General features: G+C 73.2%; 22 protein-coding genes. 15 read left to right on the plus strand and 7 right to left on the minus strand.

Going from position 1 to position 21,568, the window contains the following annotated elements; all coding sequences use genetic code 11:
• Positions 1 to 11 precede the first annotated feature (11 nt).
• The 4 genes from AB0881_RS18930 (at position 12) to AB0881_RS18945 (ending at position 3,606) form a co-directional block, all read left to right on the plus strand.
• Positions 12 to 1,601, plus strand: a complete 1,590-nt coding sequence (locus AB0881_RS18930; RefSeq protein WP_366618228.1) for a 3-hydroxybutyryl-CoA dehydrogenase — start codon at positions 12 to 14, stop codon at positions 1,599 to 1,601.
• Between the two features lie 39 nt (positions 1,602 to 1,640).
• The gene (locus AB0881_RS18935; RefSeq protein WP_366618229.1) at positions 1,641 to 1,958 is read left to right on the plus strand and encodes an ATP/GTP-binding protein; all 318 of its coding nucleotides are present in this window, start codon (positions 1,641 to 1,643) and stop codon (positions 1,956 to 1,958) included.
• 69 nt (positions 1,959 to 2,027) lie between these two features.
• A complete protein-coding gene (locus tag AB0881_RS18940; RefSeq protein WP_366618230.1) occupies positions 2,028 to 2,750 on the plus strand; it encodes an alpha/beta hydrolase in 723 nt (240 codons plus the stop codon).
• 64 nt (positions 2,751 to 2,814) lie between these two features.
• Positions 2,815 to 3,606, plus strand: a complete 792-nt coding sequence (locus tag AB0881_RS18945) for an alpha/beta fold hydrolase (RefSeq protein ID WP_366618231.1) — start codon at positions 2,815 to 2,817, stop codon at positions 3,604 to 3,606.
• Here the strand turns inward: AB0881_RS18945 and AB0881_RS18950 are convergent, their stop codons facing one another.
• From AB0881_RS18950 to mce, 3 genes are all read right to left on the minus strand, one after another.
• Positions 3,607 to 5,115, minus strand: a complete 1,509-nt coding sequence (locus AB0881_RS18950; protein ID WP_366618232.1) for an AI-2E family transporter — start codon at positions 5,113 to 5,115, stop codon at positions 3,607 to 3,609.
• A gap of 200 nt (positions 5,116 to 5,315) precedes the next feature.
• Positions 5,316 to 6,644, minus strand: a complete 1,329-nt coding sequence (locus tag AB0881_RS18955) for a DivIVA domain-containing protein (protein ID WP_366618233.1) — start codon at positions 6,642 to 6,644, stop codon at positions 5,316 to 5,318.
• A 414-nt stretch (positions 6,645 to 7,058) separates the two neighbouring features.
• Entirely contained in the window at positions 7,059 to 7,487 is a 429-nt protein-coding gene (mce, locus tag AB0881_RS18960) for a methylmalonyl-CoA epimerase (RefSeq protein WP_366618234.1), read from the minus strand.
• A 126-nt stretch (positions 7,488 to 7,613) separates the two neighbouring features.
• Between mce and AB0881_RS18965 the strand changes: the two genes are divergently transcribed.
• Entirely contained in the window at positions 7,614 to 8,801 is a 1,188-nt protein-coding gene (locus AB0881_RS18965) for an acetyl-CoA C-acetyltransferase (protein ID WP_366618235.1), read from the plus strand.
• Positions 8,802 to 8,814: 13 nt separating this feature from the next.
• Here the strand turns inward: AB0881_RS18965 and AB0881_RS18970 are convergent, their stop codons facing one another.
• Entirely contained in the window at positions 8,815 to 9,495 is a 681-nt protein-coding gene (locus AB0881_RS18970) for a DUF4230 domain-containing protein (protein ID WP_366618236.1), read from the minus strand.
• Between the two features lie 144 nt (positions 9,496 to 9,639).
• Between AB0881_RS18970 and AB0881_RS18975 the strand changes: the two genes are divergently transcribed.
• A complete protein-coding gene (locus tag AB0881_RS18975; RefSeq protein WP_366618237.1) occupies positions 9,640 to 9,948 on the plus strand; it encodes a DUF3817 domain-containing protein in 309 nt (102 codons plus the stop codon).
• Positions 9,949 to 10,045: 97 nt separating this feature from the next.
• On the opposite strand, the gene AB0881_RS18980 is transcribed toward AB0881_RS18975, so the two are convergent.
• Together AB0881_RS18980 and AB0881_RS18985 are read right to left on the minus strand one after the other, a co-directional pair.
• Positions 10,046 to 11,329 (minus strand): hypothetical protein, encoded by a 1,284-nt coding sequence (locus AB0881_RS18980; RefSeq protein ID WP_366618238.1) that lies wholly within the window; start codon positions 11,327 to 11,329, stop codon positions 10,046 to 10,048.
• On the minus strand, positions 11,322 to 12,230 hold the full coding sequence (locus AB0881_RS18985) for an ATP-binding cassette domain-containing protein (RefSeq protein ID WP_366618239.1): 909 nt from the start codon (positions 12,228 to 12,230) through the stop codon (positions 11,322 to 11,324). Before AB0881_RS18985 ends, AB0881_RS18980 begins: the two co-directional genes overlap by 8 nt.
• A 424-nt stretch (positions 12,231 to 12,654) precedes the next feature.
• Here AB0881_RS18985 and AB0881_RS18990 point away from each other — a divergent pair, with 424 nt between their 5' ends.
• From AB0881_RS18990 to AB0881_RS19000, 3 genes are all read left to right on the plus strand, one after another.
• Positions 12,655 to 13,608, plus strand: a complete 954-nt coding sequence (locus AB0881_RS18990; protein ID WP_366618240.1) for a tetratricopeptide repeat protein — start codon at positions 12,655 to 12,657, stop codon at positions 13,606 to 13,608.
• 43 nt (positions 13,609 to 13,651) lie between these two features.
• Positions 13,652 to 14,329: a cytidylate kinase-like family protein gene (locus tag AB0881_RS18995; RefSeq protein WP_366618241.1), complete on the plus strand. Its 678-nt coding sequence runs from the start codon at positions 13,652 to 13,654 to the stop codon at positions 14,327 to 14,329.
• A gap of 100 nt (positions 14,330 to 14,429) precedes the next feature.
• A complete protein-coding gene (locus AB0881_RS19000) occupies positions 14,430 to 15,833 on the plus strand; it encodes an NAD-dependent malic enzyme (protein WP_366618242.1) in 1,404 nt (467 codons plus the stop codon).
• 36 nt (positions 15,834 to 15,869) lie between these two features.
• On the opposite strand, the gene AB0881_RS19005 is transcribed toward AB0881_RS19000, so the two are convergent.
• Positions 15,870 to 16,541 (minus strand): hypothetical protein, encoded by a 672-nt coding sequence (locus AB0881_RS19005; RefSeq protein WP_366618243.1) that lies wholly within the window; start codon positions 16,539 to 16,541, stop codon positions 15,870 to 15,872.
• Positions 16,542 to 16,714: 173 nt separating this feature from the next.
• Here AB0881_RS19005 and AB0881_RS19010 point away from each other — a divergent pair, with 173 nt between their 5' ends.
• From AB0881_RS19010 to AB0881_RS19035, 6 genes are all read left to right on the plus strand, one after another.
• On the plus strand, positions 16,715 to 17,290 hold the full coding sequence (locus AB0881_RS19010; RefSeq protein WP_366618244.1) for a YqgE/AlgH family protein: 576 nt from the start codon (positions 16,715 to 16,717) through the stop codon (positions 17,288 to 17,290).
• Positions 17,291 to 17,364: 74 nt separating this feature from the next.
• Entirely contained in the window at positions 17,365 to 17,520 is a 156-nt protein-coding gene (locus tag AB0881_RS19015) for a hypothetical protein (protein ID WP_366618245.1), read from the plus strand.
• On the plus strand, positions 17,517 to 17,768 hold the full coding sequence (locus AB0881_RS19020) for a DUF3039 domain-containing protein (RefSeq protein WP_366618246.1): 252 nt from the start codon (positions 17,517 to 17,519) through the stop codon (positions 17,766 to 17,768). Before AB0881_RS19015 ends, AB0881_RS19020 begins: the two co-directional genes overlap by 4 nt.
• A gap of 378 nt (positions 17,769 to 18,146) precedes the next feature.
• Positions 18,147 to 19,115 (plus strand): zinc metalloprotease, encoded by a 969-nt coding sequence (locus AB0881_RS19025; RefSeq protein ID WP_366618247.1) that lies wholly within the window; start codon positions 18,147 to 18,149, stop codon positions 19,113 to 19,115.
• A 36-nt stretch (positions 19,116 to 19,151) separates the two neighbouring features.
• Positions 19,152 to 20,891, plus strand: coding sequence for a DEAD/DEAH box helicase (locus AB0881_RS19030; protein WP_366618291.1), 1,740 nt, complete (start codon positions 19,152 to 19,154; stop codon positions 20,889 to 20,891).
• A gap of 55 nt (positions 20,892 to 20,946) precedes the next feature.
• Positions 20,947 to 21,567 carry a GNAT family protein gene (locus tag AB0881_RS19035; protein WP_366618248.1) on the plus strand — a complete coding sequence of 207 codons (621 nt, stop codon included), beginning with the start codon at positions 20,947 to 20,949 and terminating at the stop codon, positions 21,565 to 21,567.
• Position 21,568 lies beyond the last annotated feature (1 nt).

Below are 21,568 nucleotides of genomic sequence, written 5' to 3' on the forward strand. Positions count from 1 at the left end.
GACTGCCGTGCATGAGTGGTGGTTCCTTCAGCAGGGTCGGGGTCGTCGGGCTGGGCACGATGGGCGCGGGCATCGCCGAGGTGCTGGCCCGCGGCGGGCTCGCGGTCGTCGGTGTGGAGATCAACGATGCCGCGCTGGAGCGCGGCCGCGGCCATCTGGAGAGCTCGACGGGGCGCGCGGTCAAGCGCGGCAAGCTCACCGAGGACGCGCGGCGCGAGATCCTCGGCCGGATCGAGCTGACCACCGACTTCGCCGACCTGGGCGGCTGCGACCTGGTGATCGAGGCGGTGCCGGAGCGGCTGGACCTCAAGCGGAAGGTCTTCGCCGAGCTCGACCGCGTCTGCCGCGACGACGCCGTGCTCGCCACCAACACCTCCTCGCTGCCGGTCACCGCGATCGCCGCCGGCACCGGCCGTCCCGGCAAGGTCGTCGGGGTGCACTTCTTCAACCCGGCGCCGGTGATGCGGCTGGTCGAGGTGATCGGCACCGTGCTGACCGAGCCGGACGCCGTGCGCCGCGTCGCCGACCTGGTCACGGGCCTCGGCAAGACGCCGGTGACGATCGGCGACCGGGCCGGGTTCGTCGCCAACCGGCTGCTGTTCGGCTACCTGAACCAGGCCGCGAACATGCTGGAGTCCGGGCACGCCACCCGCGACGACATCGACACCGCGATGAAGGCCGGCGCCGGGCTGCCGATGGGGCCGTTCACGCTGATGGACCTGATCGGCCTCGACACCTGCCTGGAGGTGCTGGAGGCGGTGTACGCCGAGTCCCGCGACCGGCGGCACGCGCCCTCGCCCGTACTGCGCGAGCTGGTCACCGCCGGGCTGCTGGGCCGCAAGACGGGCCGCGGCTTCTACTCGTACGAGACGCGCCCGGAGGAGGCGACCGGCGGCGCGGCGGACGCGGCCGTGCCGAGCGTCGGTGTCATCGGCCTCGACGCCGCGGCGGCGAGCGCGCTCGTCACGGCGCTGGCGGCGGCGGGCGGCGAGATCCGCCACGCCGGGGACGCGCTGGAGGAGGCCGCCGCCGCGCACGTGACCGCCGGCGCCGACCCGGCGGGCTGCGACCTGGTCGTCCTCGGCCCGGACGTCGGCGAGGTCGCGGCCCGGCCGGACGCCGTCCTGGCCGTCGCGGGCACGCACGGCCCGGTGATCGGGCGGGCCATGGCCACCGGCCGTCCCGCCGACGTCGTCGGCCTGCACCTGCCGGAGGCGGGCGGTCCCGTGGTGGAGATCGCCGCGACCGCCGCGACCGGCGAGGGCGTCGCCGAGCGGGCCGCCGCGCTGGTGTCCGCGCTCGGCCTCACCCCGGTCCGCTGCCGCGACCGCGCCGGGTTCATCGTGGACGCGCTGCGCTTCCCGTACCTGAACGACGCCGCCGCCATGCTCGGCGCGGGCTACGCCGCCGCCGACCCGATCGACGCCGCGATGACGCTCGGCTGCGGCTACCCGACCGGACCGATCGCCGATCTCGACCGGCTCGGGCTCGACCGCGCGGTGTCCGTACTGCGGGCCCTGTACGCCGAGACGCGCGAGCCGGCGCTGGCGCCCACACCGCTGCTGGAGGAGCACGCCACCGCCCGCCGCCCCCTCCGCTGAGAGGCGGCAGGCCGTGCACGCGCCCATATCCTGGACGCCATGAGCCCGCGCAAGAACCGCCGCGCCGACTCGGGCCCGCGCCCGTCCGGCGGCGGTTCGGCGTGGTCGCAGCGCACCGAGGAGGGCGCCGACGGGGACTGGAACGTCCGGATGGTGCCCGGGTCGAACGCCGCCAAGCCGTACCGCTGCCCGGGCTGCGACCAGCTGATCCCGCCCGGCGTGGGGCACGTGGTGGCGTGGCCCGCCGACGGGCGCGGCGGCGCGGACGACCGGCGGCACTGGCACCGTCCCTGCTGGCAGGCCCGCGAGCGGCGGTCCCCGCGCACGCTCCGCTCCCGGAACGCGCCCCGCTATTGAGTTCCGCCGTGACCGATTCCGCCGAAACCGAATTCCGCTGAGACCGATTCCGCTGAGACGAGGAGACCGATGGGTGAGATCCGCGCGAGCACGGTCCTGCCGGCCCGGCGGGAGGCGATCACGCTGCACACCGCCGACGGGCTGGAGCTGATCGGTGAGCTGGCGCTGCCGGCCGAGCGTCCCCCGGTGGCCACGCTCGTCTGCCTGCATCCGCTGCCCACGGCCGAGGGCATGATGGACAGCCACGTGCTGCGCAAGGCGTCGTTCCGGCTGCCCGCGCTCGCGGACGTGGCGGTGCTGCGCTTCAACACCCGCGGCACGACCTCCGTCCACGGGACGAGCCAGGGCGAGTTCGGCGGCGGCGAGACCGAGCGGTTCGACGTCGCGGCGGCGATCGAGTACGCCGAGTTCGGCGACCTGCCGCACCCGTGGCTGCTCGGCTGGTCGTTCGGGACCGAGCTGGCGCTCAAGTGGGGCCGCGACCCGCTGGTGGAGGGCGCGATCCTGCTGTCCCCGCCGCTGCACCGCGCCGGCGACGCCGACCTGGACGCCTGGGGCGAGGACGGCCGCCCGGTGGTCGCGCTGGTCCCGGAGTTCGACGACTACCTGCGTCCCGCCGAGGCCCGCGAGCGCTTCAAGCGGATCCCGCAGGCCGAGGTGGTCGCCGTGGACGGCGCGAAGCACCTGTGGGTCGGCGAGCCGTACGTCCAGATCGTGCTGAACGAGATCGTCAAGCGGGTCGCCCCAGGCTCGTTCCCACTTCCCACCGAATGGGACGAACCGGGCGAGTAAACCCGCGCGACCGATCACGGCCACCCGGCTCTCCATGGCCGCCCGCACGGGTAACGATTGCGCCATGACCGTGCAGCTGTACGCGAGGGACATCGGGACCGGCACGCCGCTCGTTCTCCTGCACGCGTTCCCCCTGTCGTCGGCGATGTGGCTCGGGCAGCGCGAGGGGCTCGCCGGGCGGTTCCGCGTGATCACACCCGACCTGCGCGGCTTCGGCGGCTCGCGGCTCGGCGCGGACGAGCCGTCGGTGGAGCTCATGGCCGACGACGTCGCCCGGATGTTCCGGCGGCTCGGCGTCGCGCGGGCGGTCGTCGGCGGGCTGTCGATGGGCGGGTACGTGGCGATGGCGCTGTGCCGCCGCCATCCCGACCTCGTGCTGGGCCTCGTCCTCGCCGACACCAAGGCCGCCGAGGACACCGACACCGTCCGGCTCGCCCGGCTCCGCCAGGCCGAGGCCATCGACCGCGACGGCGACGTCAGCGTCCTGCTGGACGAGGTCCTGCCGCACCTGGTCGGGCCCACCACGCTCCGGCAGCGGGCGCTGGTGTACGGGCGGGTGCGCGGGCTCGTCCAGTCCACCCCGCCCCCGGCCGCGGCGTGGGCGCTGCGGGCGATGGCCGCGCGGGAGCCCTCGTTCGAGACGCTGCGCGGGCTGAAGGTCCCCGCGCTGGTCATGGTCGGTTCCGAGGACGCCGTCAGCACCGAGGACGACGCCCGCGCGATGGCCGACGTCATGCCGAACGCCGAGCTGACGGTCATCCCGCGCGCCGGGCACCTGTGCGCCGTCGAGCAGCCCGACCTGTTCAACCAGGCGGTGTCGGAGTTCGCCGCGGCGCTGGCGCGCGCCTCCCAGTAGCTACAGCGACTCCTGCCGGGGCAGGAACACCTCCCGGATCACCAGCGAGATCGCGGCGGCCGTCGGGATCGCCAGCAGCGCCCCGATCACCCCCAGCAGCGCCGCCCCGACCAGCGCCGCCACGATCGTCACGGCCGGCTGCACGTCCACCGTCCGCTTCATGATCCGCGGGTAGACCAGGTAGTTCTCCACCTGCTGGTAGATCACGTAGAACACGATGCTGGCGATGCCCTCGGGGAGCCCGTTCAGGAACGCCACCAGCGTCACGACCACCGCCCCGATCGTCGCGCCGATCAGCGGGATCAGCGCGGTCACCGCGACGATGAGCGACAGCGCCAGCGCGTACGGCAGGCCGAGGATCTCCAGGAAGATGTAGCTGGCGAGCCCCGCGATGAACGCGATCGTGAACTGGCCCGCGACGTACCCGCCGATCCGGTCCAGGATCTCGTCGCCGAGCAGCGCCACCCGGGCGCGCCGCGAGCGCGGCGCGAGCTGGTAGGCGAACGTCTTGATCTGCGGCAGCGAGCCGAGGAAGTACAGCGTCAGGATGAGGATCGTCAGCGACTGGACGGTCCCGCTCACCGCCTGCCGGCCGACCTCGTACGCCCGGGTGGCCAGCGTCTCCTGGAACTTGGGGTCGTTGATCTTCTTCTGGGCCTGCTCCAGCAGCCTGTAGCGCTGGTCCCACTCGGCGATCTTCGGGTTGTCCTGGAGCTGCTGGATGTAGATCGGGACGTTCTTGGTCAGCGCCGAGACCTGGTCGGTCAGCGGCGGGATGAGCGAGGCCACGAACCCGGAGAAGAACAGCAGCACGCCGAGGAAGACCACGGCCACCGACCAGCCGCGCGACAGCCCGAGCCGCTTGAGCCGCTCCACCGCCGGGTTGAGGCCGACCGCCAGGAACATCGCCACGACCAGCATGATGATCACGGACTGCGCGTTGGCGGCGGCCCGGACCAGGATGTAGGCGGTCATCACGCCCAGCGCGGCGGTGAAGCCGAACACGAACGGGTGCGCCTGGCCGAGCGGCCGGCCGGGCCGTCCGAACGGGAACCGCTGGTCGACGCCCGCCTCGCGCTTGCGCTGCTCGATGTCGAGGGCCGGGTCCGGGGTCGCGGGAGGCGCCGCCGTCCCCGCCGGTACGGGCAGCGCCCGTTCCGGGCCGGCCTCCGGTTCGGGCTCCGGCCTGGTCAGGGTCTTGCCGGTGACGCCGCCGTTGTCGTCGTCGTCGACCGTGGCCACGTCGCCGAGCCGTACCGATCCTCCCGATTCGGCGGGCGCCGCGGCGGCCGCGGGCTCGGCGGGCTCGGCGGGTTCGGGAGAGTCTGCGGGTTCGGGAGAGTCGACGGGCTCGTCGTCGGCGGGCGGGGACGGCGGCGGAACGGAGGCGTCCGGTGCGCGTCCGGCCGCCGCGGCCTCCCCGGCCGTCCCGGTCTCCTCGGTGCCGTCGTCGCCGGCGGCGTCCTCGGGCAGGGGAGGCCGGTTCTTCGGGGGGACGTCTTCTGACACGGCACTCTCCTCGTTCTCCGTCCGGCCGTCCGCGCGGGAGCTGACCGTGCCGGGAGGGGACGACCCACGCGATACCGGTTCAGACGCGGAAAAGCCTAGAGGTAGTTTCCCACCTCCAGGCTTTTCGCTTCGCGTCCGGAAGAGCCGGGCGTGTCAGCGGGTCCGGCCCACCCGCGCCCCGCCCGCGTTCTGTCGGCGCCCTACTCCTGCCACCAGTCCTCGTCGTCCTCGTCGGACTTCTTGGCCTGCGCGGCCTTGGCCGGGGCGGCCTTGGCGGCCGGCTGCTTGGCCTGGGCCGGAGCGGCCTGCGCGGGCGCGGGCTTGGGCTCCGGCGAGGAGATCGCGGGCTTCTCCGGCGGGGCGGCGATCTCGTCGGCGCCGCCCATGGACGGGGCCACGCCGCCGATGAGCTGGCGCAGCTGGTTGAGGTGGCTGGTGATGCTGTCGCGCTGGCGCGTGAGCTCGTCCACCTGGCGCTGCGCGGCGGTGCGGACGCGGTCGGCCTCGGCCTTGGTCTCGGCGAGCAGCTGCTCGGCCTGCGACTTGGCCTCGGCGATGACGTTGTCGCTGTTCTTGCGCGCGTTGGCCATCAGCTGCTTGGCGTGCGAGTCGGCCTCGCGGCGGGTCTGCTCGGCCTGCTGGGTGGCCTTGGCCGCCCGCTGCTCGGCGGACGCGGCGCGCTGCTCGGCCTCGGCGACCAGCTTCTGGGTGGCCTGCTGCGCGTTGGCGTGCCGCTCGGCGTCCTGCCGGTCGGCCTCCTCGCGGCGGGCGGCCAGCTGGATCTCGAACTCGGCCTCGGCCTGGGCGCGCTGGGCCTCGCTCTCCTCCAGGATGCGCTGGGCCTGGGCCCGCATCTCGTCGGCCTGCCGCTTGGCCGTGGTGAGGATCTCGTCGCGCTCGCGCTTGGTGGAGGCGCGCAGCTGGGCGACCTCGCGCTCGGTGGTGGTCCGGAGCTTGGCGATCTCACGCTCGGCGCTGGCGCGCTTCTCGGCGACCTCGTGGTCGGCGGTGGCGCGCAGCTTGGCGACCTCGCGCTCGGTGGTCGAGGTCAGCTCGTCGGCCTCGCGGCGGGCGGAGGTGCGGACGTCCTCGGCCTCGCGCTCGGCCGCGTTGCGCATCTCGTCGCCCTCGCGCTGCGCGGTGGCGCGCAGCTCGGAGGCGTCGTTCTCGGCGGTGGCGCGCAGCTCCGCCGCGTCGACCTTGGCCGCGGCCTTGATCTCGTTGGCCTCCGACCGGGCGGCCTGGACGAGTTCGGTGGCCTGCTCCTCGGCGAGTCGCAGCAGCTGCTCGATGCGGGCGCCGAGACCGGAGTAGGTCGGGCGTTCCTGCTCCTGCAGCTGGCGGTGCGCGTCCGACAGCTCCCGCTGCAGGGCGCCGGTGGACTCGCGGGCCTGCCGGACCTCGTTGTCGAGCTGTTTGATGTGCTCGTCGACCTGGTGCCGGTCGTAGCCGCGGAGCACCACGTCGAACTCGCGTGGGGGCGTGTCTTCGAAGAAGTTGCTGAGCTGGGCGTCGATGTCGGACTGCATGTGGCTCAATCCTGATGTGACGGGGCTACGGGTGGTTCCGGGGACCGGTTGATCGCCTGGCTGAAATGGCGCAGTGCCCCAGACCTCTTCCGGCGACAGAAGCGTACTCCGGGAGCTGCCGTGTTGGGGGCTCATCTTGACGCGCTGCGTACTTTGTCCTTTTTGTGCGGTTGCCCACGACGTCCCAGGTGCCCGGGGGTGCGCCTCGGAAAAGCACCAAACGTGCCCGAATCACTACACACTGGCGCTCCCAGCCCCGTACTCACCGTTGTGATATCGAACACGTCACGATCCACGGGTTTCCCGACGTGTCCCCGCAAGTCTGATCATCTTCGCCGGTGAAAGCCCCTAAACCGGACACGTGCCGGCGTGTCCGGCCGGTGCGGAGCGCGGCGCCCGCAGACCCGTAACGGGTCAGTCCCGGGCCTTCTGGACGAGCTCCGTGAGCACGCCGTGGCAGTCCTTCGGGTGCAGGAACGTGATCCGCGAGCCCATCGAGCCCCGCCTCGGCGCGTCGTACAGCACCCGGACGCCCTTGCCCGCGATCCCGTCCGCCTCGTCCTGGACGTCCCCGTCCGTGCCGAAGGCAATGTGATGCACGCCTTCGCCGTTCTTCTCCAGCCACTTGGCGACGGTGGAGTCGTCCCGGATCGGCTGGATCAGCTGGATGTAGCTCGCCGCGCCGTCCCCGGTCGCGTTGATCTTCAGCATCGCCTCGCGGACGCCCTGCTCCTCGTTCACCTCGAAGTGCGCGTCGGTGAAGCCGTACGTCTCCCGGTAGAACTCCACGGTCGCCTCCAGGTCGTGGCAGGCGATCCCGATGTGGTCGATGCGGGTCAGCATGGGTGCTCCTCCAGGTGGGACGGCGGGTCGACGGGGCCCGGCCAGGGGCGGGGCGCCCGAAATCCCGTTCGGTCGCTCTGGGTATCGTGGCAAACGTCGCCGCCGAACCTTTGTGGAGGCCCCCTCATGACCGCACAGTCCGTGATCGTCGCCGGAGCGCGCACCCCGATCGGCCGCCTCCTCGGCGCGCTGAAGGACTTCTCCGCCGCGGACCTCGGCGCGCACGCCATCAAGGCGGCGCTGGAGCGCGCCGGCGTGTCCGGCGACCAGGTGCAGTACGTGATCATGGGGCAGGTGCTCCAGGCCGGCGCCGGGCAGCTCCCGTCCCGCCAGGCCGCGGTCAAGGCGGGCATCCCGATGAGCGTCCCGTCGATCACCATCAACAAGGTCTGCCTGTCCGGCTTGAACGCCATCGCGATGGCCGACCAGCTGATCCGGGCCGGCGAGGTCGACGTCGTGGTCGCCGGCGGCATGGAGTCCATGACCCAGGCCCCGCACCTGCTGCCCAAGTCGCGCCCCGGCTACAAGTACGGGTCCATCGAGGTGCTCGACCACCTGGCGTACGACGCGCTGACCGACGCGTTCGACCAGGTCTCCATGGGCGAGTCCACCGAGGGCTACAACGCGCGGCTCGGGATCAGCCGCGCCGATCAGGACGAGTTCTCCGCCCGCTCCCACCAGCGCGCCGCCGCGGCCGCCAAGAACGGCGTGTTCGACGAGGAGATCGCGCCGGTGAGCATCCCGCAGCGCCGCGGCGAGCCGGTCGTCTTCGCCGCCGACGAGGGCGTGCGCGGCGACACCACCACCGAGTCCCTGGGCCGGCTGCGCCCCGCGTTCAGCAAGGACGGCACCATCACCGCCGGCTCGTCCTCGCAGATCTCCGACGGCGCCGCCGCCGTCGTCGTGATGTCCAAGGCCAAGGCCGAGGAGCTCGGGCTGACGTGGCTCGCCGAGATCGGCGCGCACGGCAGCGTCGCCGGCCCCGACAATTCGCTCCAGTCCCAGCCGTCCAACGCCATCGCGCACGCCCTCGGCAAGGAGGGCCTCACGGCCGCCGACCTCGACCTCGTCGAGATCAACGAGGCGTTCGCCTCGGTCGGCATCCAGTCGATGCGCGACCTCGGTCTCGACGCCGGGAAGGTCAACGTCAACGGCGGCGCCATCGCCCTCGGCCACCCCGTCGGCATGTCCGGCACCCGCATCGTCCTGCACCTGGCGTACGAGCTGAAGCGCCGCGGCGGCGGCACCGGCGCCGCCGGCCTGTGCGGCGGCGGCGGCCAGGGCGACGCGCTGATCGTCCGCGTTCGGGACTGACCCCCGGCGCGCCCTACTGGGACGCGGGCTGGATGGTCACGGTCTTGAAGCCGAGGGCCTTCAGCATGTTGGTCAGCATCGCCTTGGCGTTCTGGTCGGCGCGGTTCTGGAGGCCGCTCTCGGCGGCGGCGGTCTGGATCTTCTGGCTCGCCAGGACGTAGAGCTGCTGCTGGTTGTTGGGGTTGCTGCTGAAGAAGTCGCCGATGCGGTTGGTCAGGCCGCGCTGGGTGGAGAAGACGTAGCTGCGCTTGGGGTCGAGGTTGGTCGGCTCCAACTGGGCGCGGGGGAGGCGTACGGTCGCGGCGGTGCGGTCGGCGTTCACGGTGACGCCGCCCGCGGCGAGCTTGGAGAAGTCCACGTAGGCGTCGACCGAGCCGTTCCCGACGAACAGGGTGCGCGTGCCCCGCACCGAGCCCGGCAGGAACTTCGCGTCCTTCTCCAGGTCCACGATCACCTGGAAGCTGCCGCTGGCCGACTCGAAGCGGGCCAGGTCGCGGATGGACTGGAGCAGCGCGGGGCCGCTGCGGTCCTTCGTCTCCTCGGCGAACGGGTTGAGGCGGCCGGGCAGCATCCGGAGCATCTGCTGCCCCGCGATCACGACCGCGACCGTCAGGACGACCGCCAGGACGAGGGTCCGGGCGCCGCGCCTGCGGGGGGCGGGGGTCTCAGCGTTCTCTTGCGCGGAACGTGCCATGCGTTACGGCATTCCCGGCGTTCCGGGCGGGTCACCTTACCGGGCGGTTCCGGTACGGAGGCGGGCACGGGCAGGGCCGGCCGATGTGAGCAGGGCCATACGTGTGTTCGAAACACTGCCGGGGTGCCGGTACGTTGGCTAGGCGTGGACATCGTTCGTGCATTCCGGATCGTCTCGATCGCCGAGGCGACCTCCTTCCTCCTGCTGCTGCTGGTCGCGATGCCGATGAAGTACATCGGCGACATGCCGGTGGCGGTGTCGATCACCGGTGCCCTGCACGGGGTGCTGTTCATCGCCTACGTGGGGCTGGCGGTGGTCGCGCGGGAGACGCTGGGCTGGAACATGAAGCGGACGCTGCTCGCGCTGATCGCAGCCGTGCTGCCGGTGGCCCCCTTCTTCGTGGAGCGCCACTGGATCAAGCCGGCCGAGCGCCCGCAGGGCGCCTCGGCCTGAAGGCTCTGCATGGCCGTGGCGGGTCTGGGGGGTCTCGCCGCGGCCATGCAGGGGAAGCTCTTCCCCCGTACGGGCTCCGTACGGGGGATCGGCGTATCTAGCGCCTGTCGCGCGGGACGCGGACGGGGAGCCTGCGGGGCGGCCTGAAGTCGCTCGGCCCCAGATCGCAGCGGCGGTACTGGGCGTAGTTGGTACGCAGCCAGGAACGGCGGCGCTCCTCGTCCCAGGAGGCGAAGCGGCTCGCGGCCGTCGCGTCGGCGATCCGCGGAGCGCGTCGGCCGAGCAGCCAGGCGTCCACCAGTTCGCGGTAGCCGGGGTGGCGGGGCGCGGCGCAGGAGCGGGGGTCGGCGAGCGCGTTCTGGATCTGCTGGACGGCGCGCTGCTCGTACCCGGGGGTGAGGGCGTCGTCGAGGTGGATGGACGCCGTGCCGTTCGCCACCGTCAGGGGTTCGGCGGCGGGGCGCTGGACGACCCGGGTGAACTCGCCGGGGGTCCCGCTCAGCCGCGTCGCCAGCGGGGTCACCGCCGTCATGAGCGCGGGCAGCGCGGAGCGCAGCGCCGGATGGACGCAGATCTGCAGCGGCCAGTGCCGGCACGCCGGCCGGGCCGGGGCGGGGGCGGCCGCGTCGCCGCCGGACGCGTGCAGCCGCGCGGTCGCGGCGCCGGTGGCCGCGAGCGCGAGGGCCAGCGGCACGGCGAGGACGGCGCGGCGGGCCGTGCACGCGACGTACGCCAGGACGAGCGAGGCCGTCCCCGCCGCGGCCCACAGGGCCTGGTCGGCCAGGACGCGGGCGCGCAGCGCCGTGAACAGCTCCACCTCCTCCAGCGCGGCCGGGGGGAGCAGGCTCCACCAGGAGGCGCCGGGGACGCGCACCGCCGCCCACGCCCCGGCCAGCGCCATGACGGCCACCGCGGTGACGGGGCGCGGGACCAGCCGGCCGGCCAGGTAGCCGGCCGCCACGTGCAGGAGCAGCGCGGCGGCGCCGGCGAGCATCCCCAGCGCGCTGGGGCGGCCCGCCGCCTGCCGCAGCGCCGTCTCCACGGCCACGACCGCGGTGACCGTCCCGTACGCGATCATCGCCGCGGCGGCCAGCAGCGCCAGGTCGAGCAGCGCCCCGGTGGCCGGGGAGCGGGGGGACAGGTCGCGCAGGTAGTCCAGGCCCCGCTCGCGCACGGCGGCCCAGGCGGCCACGCCGGCGGCGACGGGGCCGAGCAGCCGGACGGACCCGATCAGGATGACGGTGGAGTTGTCCCAGTACGCGACGCCGGGGACCAGCGACAGCCAGGCGGTGACGATCCCGATCCCCGTCAGCAGCGGCACCGCGATCAGCAGGGCCGCCCGGCGGGCGTCGAGCCGGAGCACCCGTCCCAGCTCAGACACCGGCGCCGCTCCCCGCGGGCCGGCCGGCGCCGAGCCGGGGCGGCCGGAACGGCAGCGCGGCCCGGAACGCGGGGAACATGGGCGGGCCCGCCCGGTCCGGCCGGCCGCGCGCACCGGCGGGCGCACCGGCGGGCGCGCCGTCGCGGTGCGGCGGGGCGCCGGTGGCGGCGAGCACGTGCGCCGTGCCGCCGGCCACCGTGGGCATGGTGGGAACGGTGGCCGGAGCGGTGGGGCGGGGCTCGTACTGCGTCAGCCGGCCGCGGGCGAGCGTGAGGACGTGCCGGCACCAGGGCGCCAGCCGCTCGGGGCGGGCCGCCGAGACGACCACCGTCGGCGCCAGCGCGCCGATCAGCGGGATCAGTTCGGCGATCGCGGCCTCGTCGGCGGCGCCACGGCCCGCGTACAACTCCTCCAGCGGATCGTCGAGCACGACCAGTTCGGGCTCGTGCACGCAGGCCGCCGCGAGACCGGCGCGCAGCCGGACGTCGGGCGGCAGAAGGGCCAGCTCGGTACGCGAGTCGTCGGCGATTCCGAAACGTTTCATCACGTCCCGCGCCGCGGGTGCCCGCACCCTCTTGTAATAGGCCGAATAGGCGACCAGTTCCTCCGCCGTCATGTTCCTGGACCAGCGGAATCGGCCCGGCAGATATCCGATCCTCGCCCGGACGGCGCGCCGTCCGCGGGTGTCGCCGGTGTCGTGGCCGAGTATGTCGAGGCGCCCGCTGTGCGGCCGGCGCAATGTCGCGAACGTAGCCAATAGAGTGGATTTACCGACACCAGGTGGACCGGCCAGGCCGACCACGCCCTCGGCGATGCCGAAGGCCACCGGGCGCAGGAGCCACCGCCCCCCGCGGCGGACACCCATCCCTCGGGCCACGATCGCGGAATGATCCGCGATCATTCACACCCCCCGTTGTTCCGTCATGCGATTGCGGGCGACCCGAGAGGAGCGCCTGCGGCCTTTCCCCCCGCCGCGGCGCTTTTCCGCTCGATTCCGGGCCTCTCGGGGAGCCCCGGCGGCGAGCCTCTATTAGCCGTCGCACCTTGCATCGACAACGTGACTATAACCAGCCTTGGCGATTGCTGTCAGCCTTCTTTCTCCTTACCCGACGCGGCGGCGGGATTCTTTGCCGGCGCACGGGTCGGGTGAATTATGCGACTTATTCCGGCTCTGTCGGCACACCCTCGGCGGGCCCGGGCGGAACGGTGCGCGGCACCCGTACGGCGAGGTCCCGGACGGCGCCGCGCTCCGCTGGGAGCGGACGCGCGCACCGTCCGGCCGGTTCATGGGGCAGGATGGACCCATGCCTTCTCGGGACTTTTCGTTGCACGGGGCCATTGACCTGGGAGCCCGCCAGGCAGCCGCCAAGAAGCAGCAGGAGCGCCAGGCGCGCGCGGAGGCCGCCGGCGCGTCCGGCGCGGCGGACGGCGCGGCCGGCGGCGGCCAGTACGTCATCGACGTCACCGACCAGACCTTCAACACCGACGTGGTGGAGCGGTCGCGCACCGTCCCGGTGCTGGTCGACTTCTGGGCCGAGTGGTGCGGGCCCTGCAAGCAGCTCGGCCCCATCCTGGAGAAGCTGGCGAACGAGGCCGCGGGCGCGTGGATCCTCGCCAAGATCGACATCGACGCGAACCCGGCCCTCGCGCAGTACATGCAGCAGATGGGCGTGCGCGGGATCCCGTTCGTCGCGATGGTCGTCGGCGGCCAGATGATGCCGTTCCTGAACGGCGCCGCCCCCGAGCCCCAGGTGCGGCAGGCGCTCGACCAGCTGATGGCCGCGCTGGTGCAGGAGGGCATCATGCCCGAGGGCGCCGCCGCCCCCGGCCCCGGCGCGGAGCCCGGCGGCCCGCAGCAGCCGCCGGCCGACCCGATGTACACCGAGGCCGAGGAGGCGCTGCAGCGCGGCGACCTCGACGGCGCCAAGGCCGCGTTCCAGCGGATCCTCGACGCGAACCCGGCCGACACCGAGGCCAAGCGCGGCATCGCGCTGGTGGAGCTGAGCCTGCGGGTCCGGACGCTGGACGCGCAGCAGGTGATGACCCGGGCCGACGCCGAGCCCGGCGACGTCCAGGCGCAGATCCAGGCCGCCGACATCGAGCTGGTGTCCGGCCGGATCGAGGCCGCCTTCGACCGGCTGGTCGGCGCCGTCCGCCGGACCGCCGGCGACGACCGCGACTCCGCCCGCAAGCACCTGCTCGGCCTGTTCGAGGTGCTGCCCGCCGAGGACCCGCGGGTCGGCAAGGCCCGCCGCGGCCTCCAGTCGGCGCTCTTCTGACCGGGTCTCACCAGGTCTGACCGGAAACGGGCATGATGGTGGTGTGAGCGCACGCGTCGTGACGATCTCCGCCACGTACGGCGCGGGCGGCAGCTCCATCGGGCCCGCCGTCGCCGGCGGGCTCGGGCTGCCGTTCGTGGACCGCGCGATCCCCGCCACGGTCGCCGCGGAGATCGGCTGCACGCTGGAGGAGGCGCTCGCCCACGACGACCGGGCCGAGAGCGGGCTCGGCCGCATCCTGGCGAGCGCCGCCCGGCTGCCCACCGTCTCGCTGGGCGGCATGGACGTCTACCTCCCCGACCGGACCCTCGTCCCGGAGGAGGAGTTCGTCGCCCACACCGAGCAGATCATCGGCCGTGCCGCCGACGGCGACGGCGGCGTCATCCTGGGCCGCGCCGGCGCCGTCCTGCTGGCCGACCGGCCCGGCGCCCTGCACGTCCGGCTGGACGGCCCGCGCGACCGCCGGCTGGCCCGCGCGCTCGCCGGCGCCGGCGAGCCGGACGCGGGCCCCGGAACGGGCGGGTTCCCGGTGAGCGGGACGTCCCAGCGCGATGTTGAGCGTATGCTCGATGACAATGACCGCGCCCGAGCGGCCTACGTGAAGCATTTCTACGGGGCCGATCCCGCCGATCCACGGCTCTACCACCTCGTGATCGACACCACGAGGCTGCCCGAGCCCGCCGCCGTCGAGCTGATCACGACCGCGGCCCGGGCGGTCTGAGCCGGCGGAGGAGCCGGGCGCCGGCCGCACCGGCGCAACGCCCCCGCGTGGGACGATGCAGGCGGTACAAGGACGTACCCGGGAGCAGAGGGAGCAAGTCGTGGCCAGCGTGCCCAGCGTGTCGTACTCCATCACCGTCCGCCTGGAGGTTCCGGCCGGCGGCAAGGCCGTCAGCCAGATCACCCACGTGGTCGAGAACGCCGGCGGCATCGTCACCGCGCTCGACGTCAACACGGCCGGGCACGAGACGCTGCGCATCGACGTCACGATCGCCACCCGCGACACCGAGCACGCCGAGTCGATCTCCGCCGCGCTGGAGAAGATCGACGCCGTCCGGATCCACAAGGTCAGCGACCGGACGTTCCTCATGCACCTCGGCGGCAAGATCGAGATGCAGTCCAAGGTGCCGCTGCGCACCCGCGACGAGCTGTCCATGGCGTACACGCCCGGCGTCGCCCGCGTCTCGCTGGCCATCGCCCGCAACCCCGAGGACGTCCGCCGGCTGACCGTCAAGCGCAACAGCGTCGCGGTGGTCACCGACGGCTCGGCCGTCCTCGGCCTCGGCAACATCGGCCCGGAGGCCGCGCTGCCGGTCATGGAGGGCAAGGCGGCCCTGTTCAAGCGGTTCGCCGGCATCGACGCCTGGCCGATCTGCCTGGACACCCAGGACACCGACGAGATCGTCCGTACCGTGCAGATCCTCGCCCCCACGTTCGGCGGGATCAACCTGGAGGACATCTCCGCGCCGCGCTGCTTCGAGGTCGAGGCCCGGCTGCGCGAGCTGCTGGACATCCCGGTCTTCCACGACGACCAGCACGGCACCGCGATCTGCGTCCTCGCCGCGCTGACGAACGCGCTGCGCGTCGTCGGCAAGGAGATCGGTGCGGTCCGCATCGCGATGGCGGGCGCGGGCGCGGCCGGCACCGCGATCCTGCGCCTGCTCATGCACGCCGGCGCCCGCGACGTCATCGTCTGCGACTACAAGGGAGCGGTCCACAAGGGCCGCGACGACCTCGACGACTCGCTGCGCTGGATCGCCGGCAACACCAACGCCGACGGCTACGCGGGCGACCTGCGCGGCGCGGTCAAGGACGCCGACGTGTTCATCGGCGTGTCCGCGCCCGGCATCCTCCAGGGCGCCGACATCGCCACGATGAAGGACGACGCGATCGTGTTCGCGCTGGCCAACCCCGAGCCCGAGGTGTCGCCCGACGAGGCCCGCGAGCACGCCGCCGTCGTCGCCACCGGCCGCAGCGACTACCCCAACCAGATCAACAACGTGCTGGCGTTCCCCGGCGTCTTCCGCGGCCTGCTGGACGCCCAGGCGACCGAGGTGACCCAGCCGATGCTGCTGGCCGCCGCGCAGGCGCTGGCCGAGGTCGTGACGCCCGACGAGCTGGGCCCCAACTACATCATCCCGAGCGTGTTCCACGCCGACGTGAGCCCGCGGGTCGCGGGCGCCGTCCGCGAGGCCGCCGGCGGGCGGCCCCGTACCGAGATCTGACGGGGCGTACCCGGGCTCGCGGCCCGGGCACGGCCGTCACTTCTTCTTCGCGAAGACCTGCTCGCGGCGGCGCGGCCAGATCCCGCCGTACCAGAGGATGATCAGGCCGGTGATCATCGCGGCGCCGCCGGTCGCGGCGCGGGCCCACAGCGCCGAGTCCGGGCCGGTGCGCGGCAGCTCGTCCTCGGGGGAGTCGGTCGGCGCGGGCGCCGCCTCGGCCTTGCGGCAGTTCGCGGTCACGGTCTTCGTCTCGACCGGCTGGTTGCGGTACGTCACCTGGATCCGGGTGCGGCGGTCCTCGCGCAGCTCCACCGTGCTCGTCCGGGACGCCCCGGCGCCGATCCGGCCCGGCACGGCCTCGCTGTCGTCGTTCTTGTCGATGGCGTAGTCGGCGTTCTGCGACCCGGTGTTGCGGATCGTGATCCGCACCTGCCGGGACGGGCATTCCACCGCCCCGATCGTCACCCGCAGCGGCTGCGCGGGCGCCGCGCTCGGACTCCTGGACGGCGAGGGACTCTTGGACGGGCTCTTGGAGGGGCTCTTGGACGGGCTCCCGGACGGCGAGGCGCTCGGGCTGCCACTGGCCGTGGTCCTCGCCTCGTTCGGGGTCTCGTCCGGTGACGACATCGCGTTCGCCAGCGCGGGCACGGCGATCAGCGCCCCGATGACGAAGAAGACCGCGGCGATGACGACCCTGGGCAACTGCATCGCGTTCCTCCCGGCTCACCGCCCGCCGGTCCGCACCCGCGCACGGCCGCTTCCTAGATCATTATTGACCCGGACCCGTATTGTGCTTGTATCCCCGAAGATTTGGAACGCGTAACAGGCTAACGACTGGGGGGACGTGCCGCCGGGGCTCCCGGCAACGCATCATGGAACCCATGGAAGACGGCATCAGGGTGGGGCTTCTGCTGGTCGCGAGCCCCCAGCTGGAAGATCCCAACTTCAGGCGGAGTGTCGTCCTGGTGGTGGAGCACGACTTCGAGGGCGGAACGCTCGGAGTTGTCCTCAACCGGCCGACCGAGGTGCCCGTCGACCGCGTCCTGCCGCCCTGGGCCGAGCTCGCCACCGGCCCGTCCGTCGTCTTCCAGGGCGGCCCGGTCGCGCTCGACAACGCCCTCGCCCTGGCCCGCCTCCCCGGCGAGGACGAGCCGCTCGGCTGGCGCGCCCTCGACGGCGGCTCCGAGGTCTCCCGGGTCGGCCTCGTCGACCTGGACGCCCCGCCCGCCCTCCTCGCCCCCGAACTGCTCCAGCTGCGCGTCTTCGCCGGGTACGCGGGCTGGTCCGCCGGCCAGCTGCGCGCCGAAGTCGAGGAGGGCGCCTGGTACCTGGTCCCGGCCGAGGCCGGCGACGTGTTCGCCGGCGATCCCGAGCGCCTCTGGCAGGAGGTCCTGCGGCGGCAGGGCGGCGATCTCGCGTTCGTCTCCACGTTCCCCGAGGACCCCACGCTCAACTGACCCCGGAATCGTCCCGGAACCTGCCCGGAGCCGTCCCGAAACGCCGCACCGAGCTGCCCTGGAGCTGAACTAAGGTGTGGGGTGGGCCGAACGGCGCGCCGGCTCCGGCGGGCGGCGGGACGGCCCGCAGACGACGAGCGCAGGCCGCGCGGACGACCGCGATGGCCTGGCGGACCACCAGCAGCCATGCGGACGCGGCCACCGAGCCGCTGGGCGAGGAGGGCACGTGAGCACCAAGATCCTTCCCGAGAGCGACACCCGGCCGGATCTCTCGCACGGCGACGGCGACCACGAGCGGTTCGCGCACTACGTGAAGAAGGCCAAGATCACCGAGAGTGCCGTCACCGGCACCCCGGTGATCGCGCTGTGCGGCAAGGTCTGGGTCCCGAACCGGGACCCGAAGAAGTACCCCGTCTGCCCCGAGTGCAAGGAGATCTACGAGTCCATGCAGTCGGGCGGCGGCGACAAGGACGAGTAGCCGGTTCTCCGCTCGCCCCCGGCCGCACCGATCCGGGCCGGGGGCGAGTGCATGCCTGCGCGCGCCTTCTGTCCCGGGTCGCGCGGTTCTTCTTCTCCTTCTTCTCCTGCGGGGGCGGCACGCCGAGTGAGCCCGGGCGGCTCGCGATCCCGACCCCGCCACGGGACGATCGGTGCCGGGAACGCGACGTGCCGAAACTCGGGGGAACGACTCATGGGCCGGATCCAGGGGGTCTTGCTGTGCGCACTGTCCGTCACCGTCTGTGCGGGGGCGGGAGCGGCGAGTAGGGATCCCGTATCACCCGACGGACATGTTCCCCTTTCCCCGAGGAAAGGCCAGGCTTCCGCTTCCTGTACAGGCGATGAGCACGGCCGGCGCGTGGCGGGCGGGCACGAGGCGGCCCTGGACGGCCGGCGCGGGGCCCACGGCGAGCCGAGGGTGGACGTCGCGGGGATGCTGGCGGATCTTTGGCGGACGTTGACCGCCCGGTACGGGACGGCCGACGAGGACGCTCTGGACGGCGTCCTGGACAGGCCAGGCGGGCCGGACGGGGCGCGGACGGCGACTGGGCAGGCGACTCGTGCGGCCACTCGGACGGCGCCGCGCGGGACGGTGACTCGGACGGCGCCGAGGATTGTCGTACCCGTCTGGTTCCATGTCGTCACCGACGGTGCCGAGGGGCGGGTGCCGCGGGCGGTCGCGCGGAGGCAGGTCGCGACGCTGAACCGCGCGTACGGGGGCGAGCGCGGCGGCGTCGACACGGGGGTCCGGTTCCGGCTGGCGGGCTACGACAGCACGTCCAGCGGCCGGTGGTTCCGGGCGCCGGACCGGTACGAGCGGGAGATGAAGCGGGCACTGCGGAAAGGAGGGCGCCGGACGCTGAACCTCTACACCGCGAACGTCGGTTCCGACGTGCTGGGGTTCTCCACGTTCCCGCAGTGGTACGCGGAGGATCCGGCCGGCGACGGCGTCGTGGTCGATCACCGGACGCTGCCGGGCGGCTCGTTCAAGGGCTTCGACCGGGGCCACACGGCGGCGCACGAGGTGGGGCACTGGCTGGGCCTGTTCCACACGTTCGAGAACGGCTGCCGGGCACCGGGCGACGGGGTGGACGACACCCCGTACGAGGCGCGTCCGGCCGAGGGCTGCCCGCGCTCGCGGAACACCTGCGACCGGCCGGGGAAGGACCCTGTGCGGAACTTCATGAATTACGCCGCCGACGGCTGCATGCGCGAGTTCACCCGAGGTCAGGCCCGGCGGATCCGGGCCTCCTGGGCCGCGTACCGGGCGTCCGAGGGGGGCCCGGATCGGGGCGCGGCGGCGCGATCTGTCGGTGGGGGTCGGTAGCCTTCGATGACCGTGAGCACTTTCGCCGCATCGGACATGCCCCCCGCGTTCCCCGAGCGGGCCGCCTGGGGGACGGCCTCGTCCCTGCGCGCCTGGCAGCAGCAGGCGCTCGAGGCCTACTTCGGCAGCGATGGCAGCCTTCCGGGACCGCGCGACTTCCTCACCGTGGCGACCCCCGGCGCCGGCAAGACCACGTTCGCGCTGCGCCTGGCGAGGGAGCTGCTCGACCGCCGGATCGTCTCCGCCATCACGGTGATCTGCCCGACCGAGCACCTCAAGCGGCAGTGGGCCGAGTCGGCGTCCCGCGTCGGGATCCGGATCGACCCCGAGTACCAGAACGGCCAGGGCCCGGTCGGCAAGGAGTTCCACGGCATCGCCGTCACCTACGCCACCGTCGCGGCGCGCCCGGCCCTGCACCGCAACCGCACCGAGTCCCGCAAGACCCTGGTCATCTTCGACGAGGTGCACCACGCGGGCGACGGCCTGTCCTGGGGCGACGCCGTGCGGGAGGCGTTCGAGCCCGCGGCGCGGCGGCTGTCGCTGTCCGGCACGCCGTTCCGCACCGACATCAACCCCATCCCGTTCGTCCAGTACGAGGAGGGCCCGGACGGCATCCGGCGCAGCCGCGCCGACTACACCTACGGGTACGGCCCGGCACTGGCCGACGGCGTCGTCCGGCCTGTGATCTTCCTCGCGTACGCGGGCGAGATGCGCTGGCGCACCCGCGCCGGCGACGAGATCACCGCGACCCTCGGCGAACCGCTCACCCAGGACCAGACGTCGCAGGCCTGGCGCGCCGCGCTCGACCCCAAGGGCGACTGGATCAAGCAGGTGCTGGCCGCCGCCGACCGCCGGCTGACCGAGCTGCGCCGGGCGATCCCGGACGCCGCCGGCCTCGTGATCGCCACCGACCACGAGGCGGCCCGCGCGTACGCCAAGATGCTGCGCGCCGTGACCGGGCAGGGCGCCACCATCGTGCTCTCCGACGACCCCACCGCGTCCAAGAAGATCAAGACGTTCGGCGAGACCGACGACCGCTGGATGGTCGCGGTCCGGATGGTGTCCGAGGGCGTCGACATCCCGCGCCTGGCCGTCGGCGTGTACGCCACCTCCACCAGCACGCCGCTGTTCTTCGCGCAGGCCATCGGGCGTTTCGTCCGGGCCCGGCGGCGCGGCGAGACGGCCTCGGTGTTCCTGCCGTCCGTCCCCACCCTCATGAGCCACGCCGCCGAGATGGAGACCGAGCGCGACCACGTCCTCGACCGCCCCGTCCGCGAGGACGGCCTGGACGACGACCTGCTCGCCGAGGCCAACCGCGAGCGCGACACCCCCGACGTGGGCGAGGAGCTGCCGTTCGAGACCGTCGAGGCGTCCGCCACGTTCGACCGCGTCCTGTACGACGGCGGCGAGTTCGGCATGCAGGCCGCCACCGGCTCGGCCGAGGAGGAGGAGTACCTCGGCATCCCCGGCCTGCTCGAACCGGAACAGGTCAGTGCACTCCTCCGCAAGCGCCAGGCCGAGCAGGTCAAGAACGAGCGCAAGCGCAAGACCGGCGATCCGCGCGCCGACCGTACCGCCGCCGAGGACCTGCACGCCCTCCGCAAGGAGCTGAACGGCCTGGTGAACGCCTGGAACCACCGCACCGGCCAGCCCCAGGGCGTGATCCACTCCGAGCTGCGCCGCACCTGCGGCGGCCCCGCGATCCCGCAGGCGTCCGCCGACGAGATCCGCGCCCGGATCGCCAAGATCCGCGAGTGGGCCGCCCGCCGCCGCTGACGAATGTCGGGGACAATGATGGCGTCCGGAGGTCCTACCAGGGAATCATGGAGCCGTGGAACGATTGCGGGGTTGGCCGGTCACCCTGACCGATGGCCCGGTCGGGCTGCGCCCGCTCCGGCACCGTGACGCTGCCGCGTGGCGCGATCAGCGCGTACGCAACGCCGACTGGCTGCGCCCCTGGGAGCCCACCAATCCCGAGACGCCGCTGTTCCGCAGCGGGCTGGGCCCGTACCTCACCATGGTCCACACGATGCGCCGGGAGGCCCGGCAGGGCCTCGCGCTGCCCTGGGTGGTCACGTACGAGGACGATTTCGCCGGCCAACTGACCATCGGCGCGATCGTGTGGGGTTCCGCCCGGTCCGCCCAGATCGGCTACTGGGTCGACCGCCGGGTCGCCGGCCGCGGCGTGATCCCCACCGCCGTCGCCATGGCCGTGGACCACTGTTTCTTCACCGTCGGCCTGCACCGCGTCGAGGCGAATATTCGCCCAGAGAACTCCGCAAGCCGCCGGGTGGTGGAAAAACTCGGATTCCGGGAAGAGGGAATTCGCCGCCGCCATCTGCACATCGACGGCGCCTGGCGTGACCACATCTGCTACGCCCTGACCGTCGAGGACGTTCCGCAAGGTCTGCGCGCCCGCTGGTCGGCGGAGCGCAGGCAGGCATTTCCCTGAG

Origin of the sequence: Spirillospora sp. NPDC029432, assembly GCF_040703975.1 — a bacterium.
Lineage (GTDB): Bacteria > Actinomycetota > Actinomycetes > Streptosporangiales > Streptosporangiaceae > Spirillospora.

Bases quoted from the DNA above. Each gene is read 5' to 3' on its own strand.
- AB0881_RS18930 (WP_366618228.1), top strand. From the start codon at position 12: ATGAGTGGTGGTTCCTTCAGCAGGGTCGGGGTCGTCGGGCTGGGCACG.
- AB0881_RS18935 (WP_366618229.1), top strand. From the start codon at position 1,641: ATGAGCCCGCGCAAGAACCGCCGCGCCGACTCGGGCCCGCGCCCGTCC.
- AB0881_RS18940 (WP_366618230.1), top strand. From the start codon at position 2,028: ATGGGTGAGATCCGCGCGAGCACGGTCCTGCCGGCCCGGCGGGAGGCG.
- AB0881_RS18945 (WP_366618231.1), top strand. From the start codon at position 2,815: ATGACCGTGCAGCTGTACGCGAGGGACATCGGGACCGGCACGCCGCTC.
- AB0881_RS18955 (WP_366618233.1), bottom strand. From the start codon at position 6,644: ATGCAGTCCGACATCGACGCCCAGCTCAGCAACTTCTTCGAAGACACG.
- mce (WP_366618234.1), bottom strand. From the start codon at position 7,487: ATGCTGACCCGCATCGACCACATCGGGATCGCCTGCCACGACCTGGAG.
- AB0881_RS18965 (WP_366618235.1), top strand. From the start codon at position 7,614: ATGACCGCACAGTCCGTGATCGTCGCCGGAGCGCGCACCCCGATCGGC.
- AB0881_RS18970 (WP_366618236.1), bottom strand. From the start codon at position 9,495: ATGGCACGTTCCGCGCAAGAGAACGCTGAGACCCCCGCCCCCCGCAGG.
- AB0881_RS18985 (WP_366618239.1), bottom strand. From the start codon at position 12,230: ATGATCGCGGATCATTCCGCGATCGTGGCCCGAGGGATGGGTGTCCGC.
- AB0881_RS19005 (WP_366618243.1), bottom strand. From the start codon at position 16,541: ATGCAGTTGCCCAGGGTCGTCATCGCCGCGGTCTTCTTCGTCATCGGG.
- AB0881_RS19010 (WP_366618244.1), top strand. From the start codon at position 16,715: ATGGAAGACGGCATCAGGGTGGGGCTTCTGCTGGTCGCGAGCCCCCAG.
- AB0881_RS19030 (WP_366618291.1), top strand. From the start codon at position 19,152: ATGCCCCCCGCGTTCCCCGAGCGGGCCGCCTGGGGGACGGCCTCGTCC.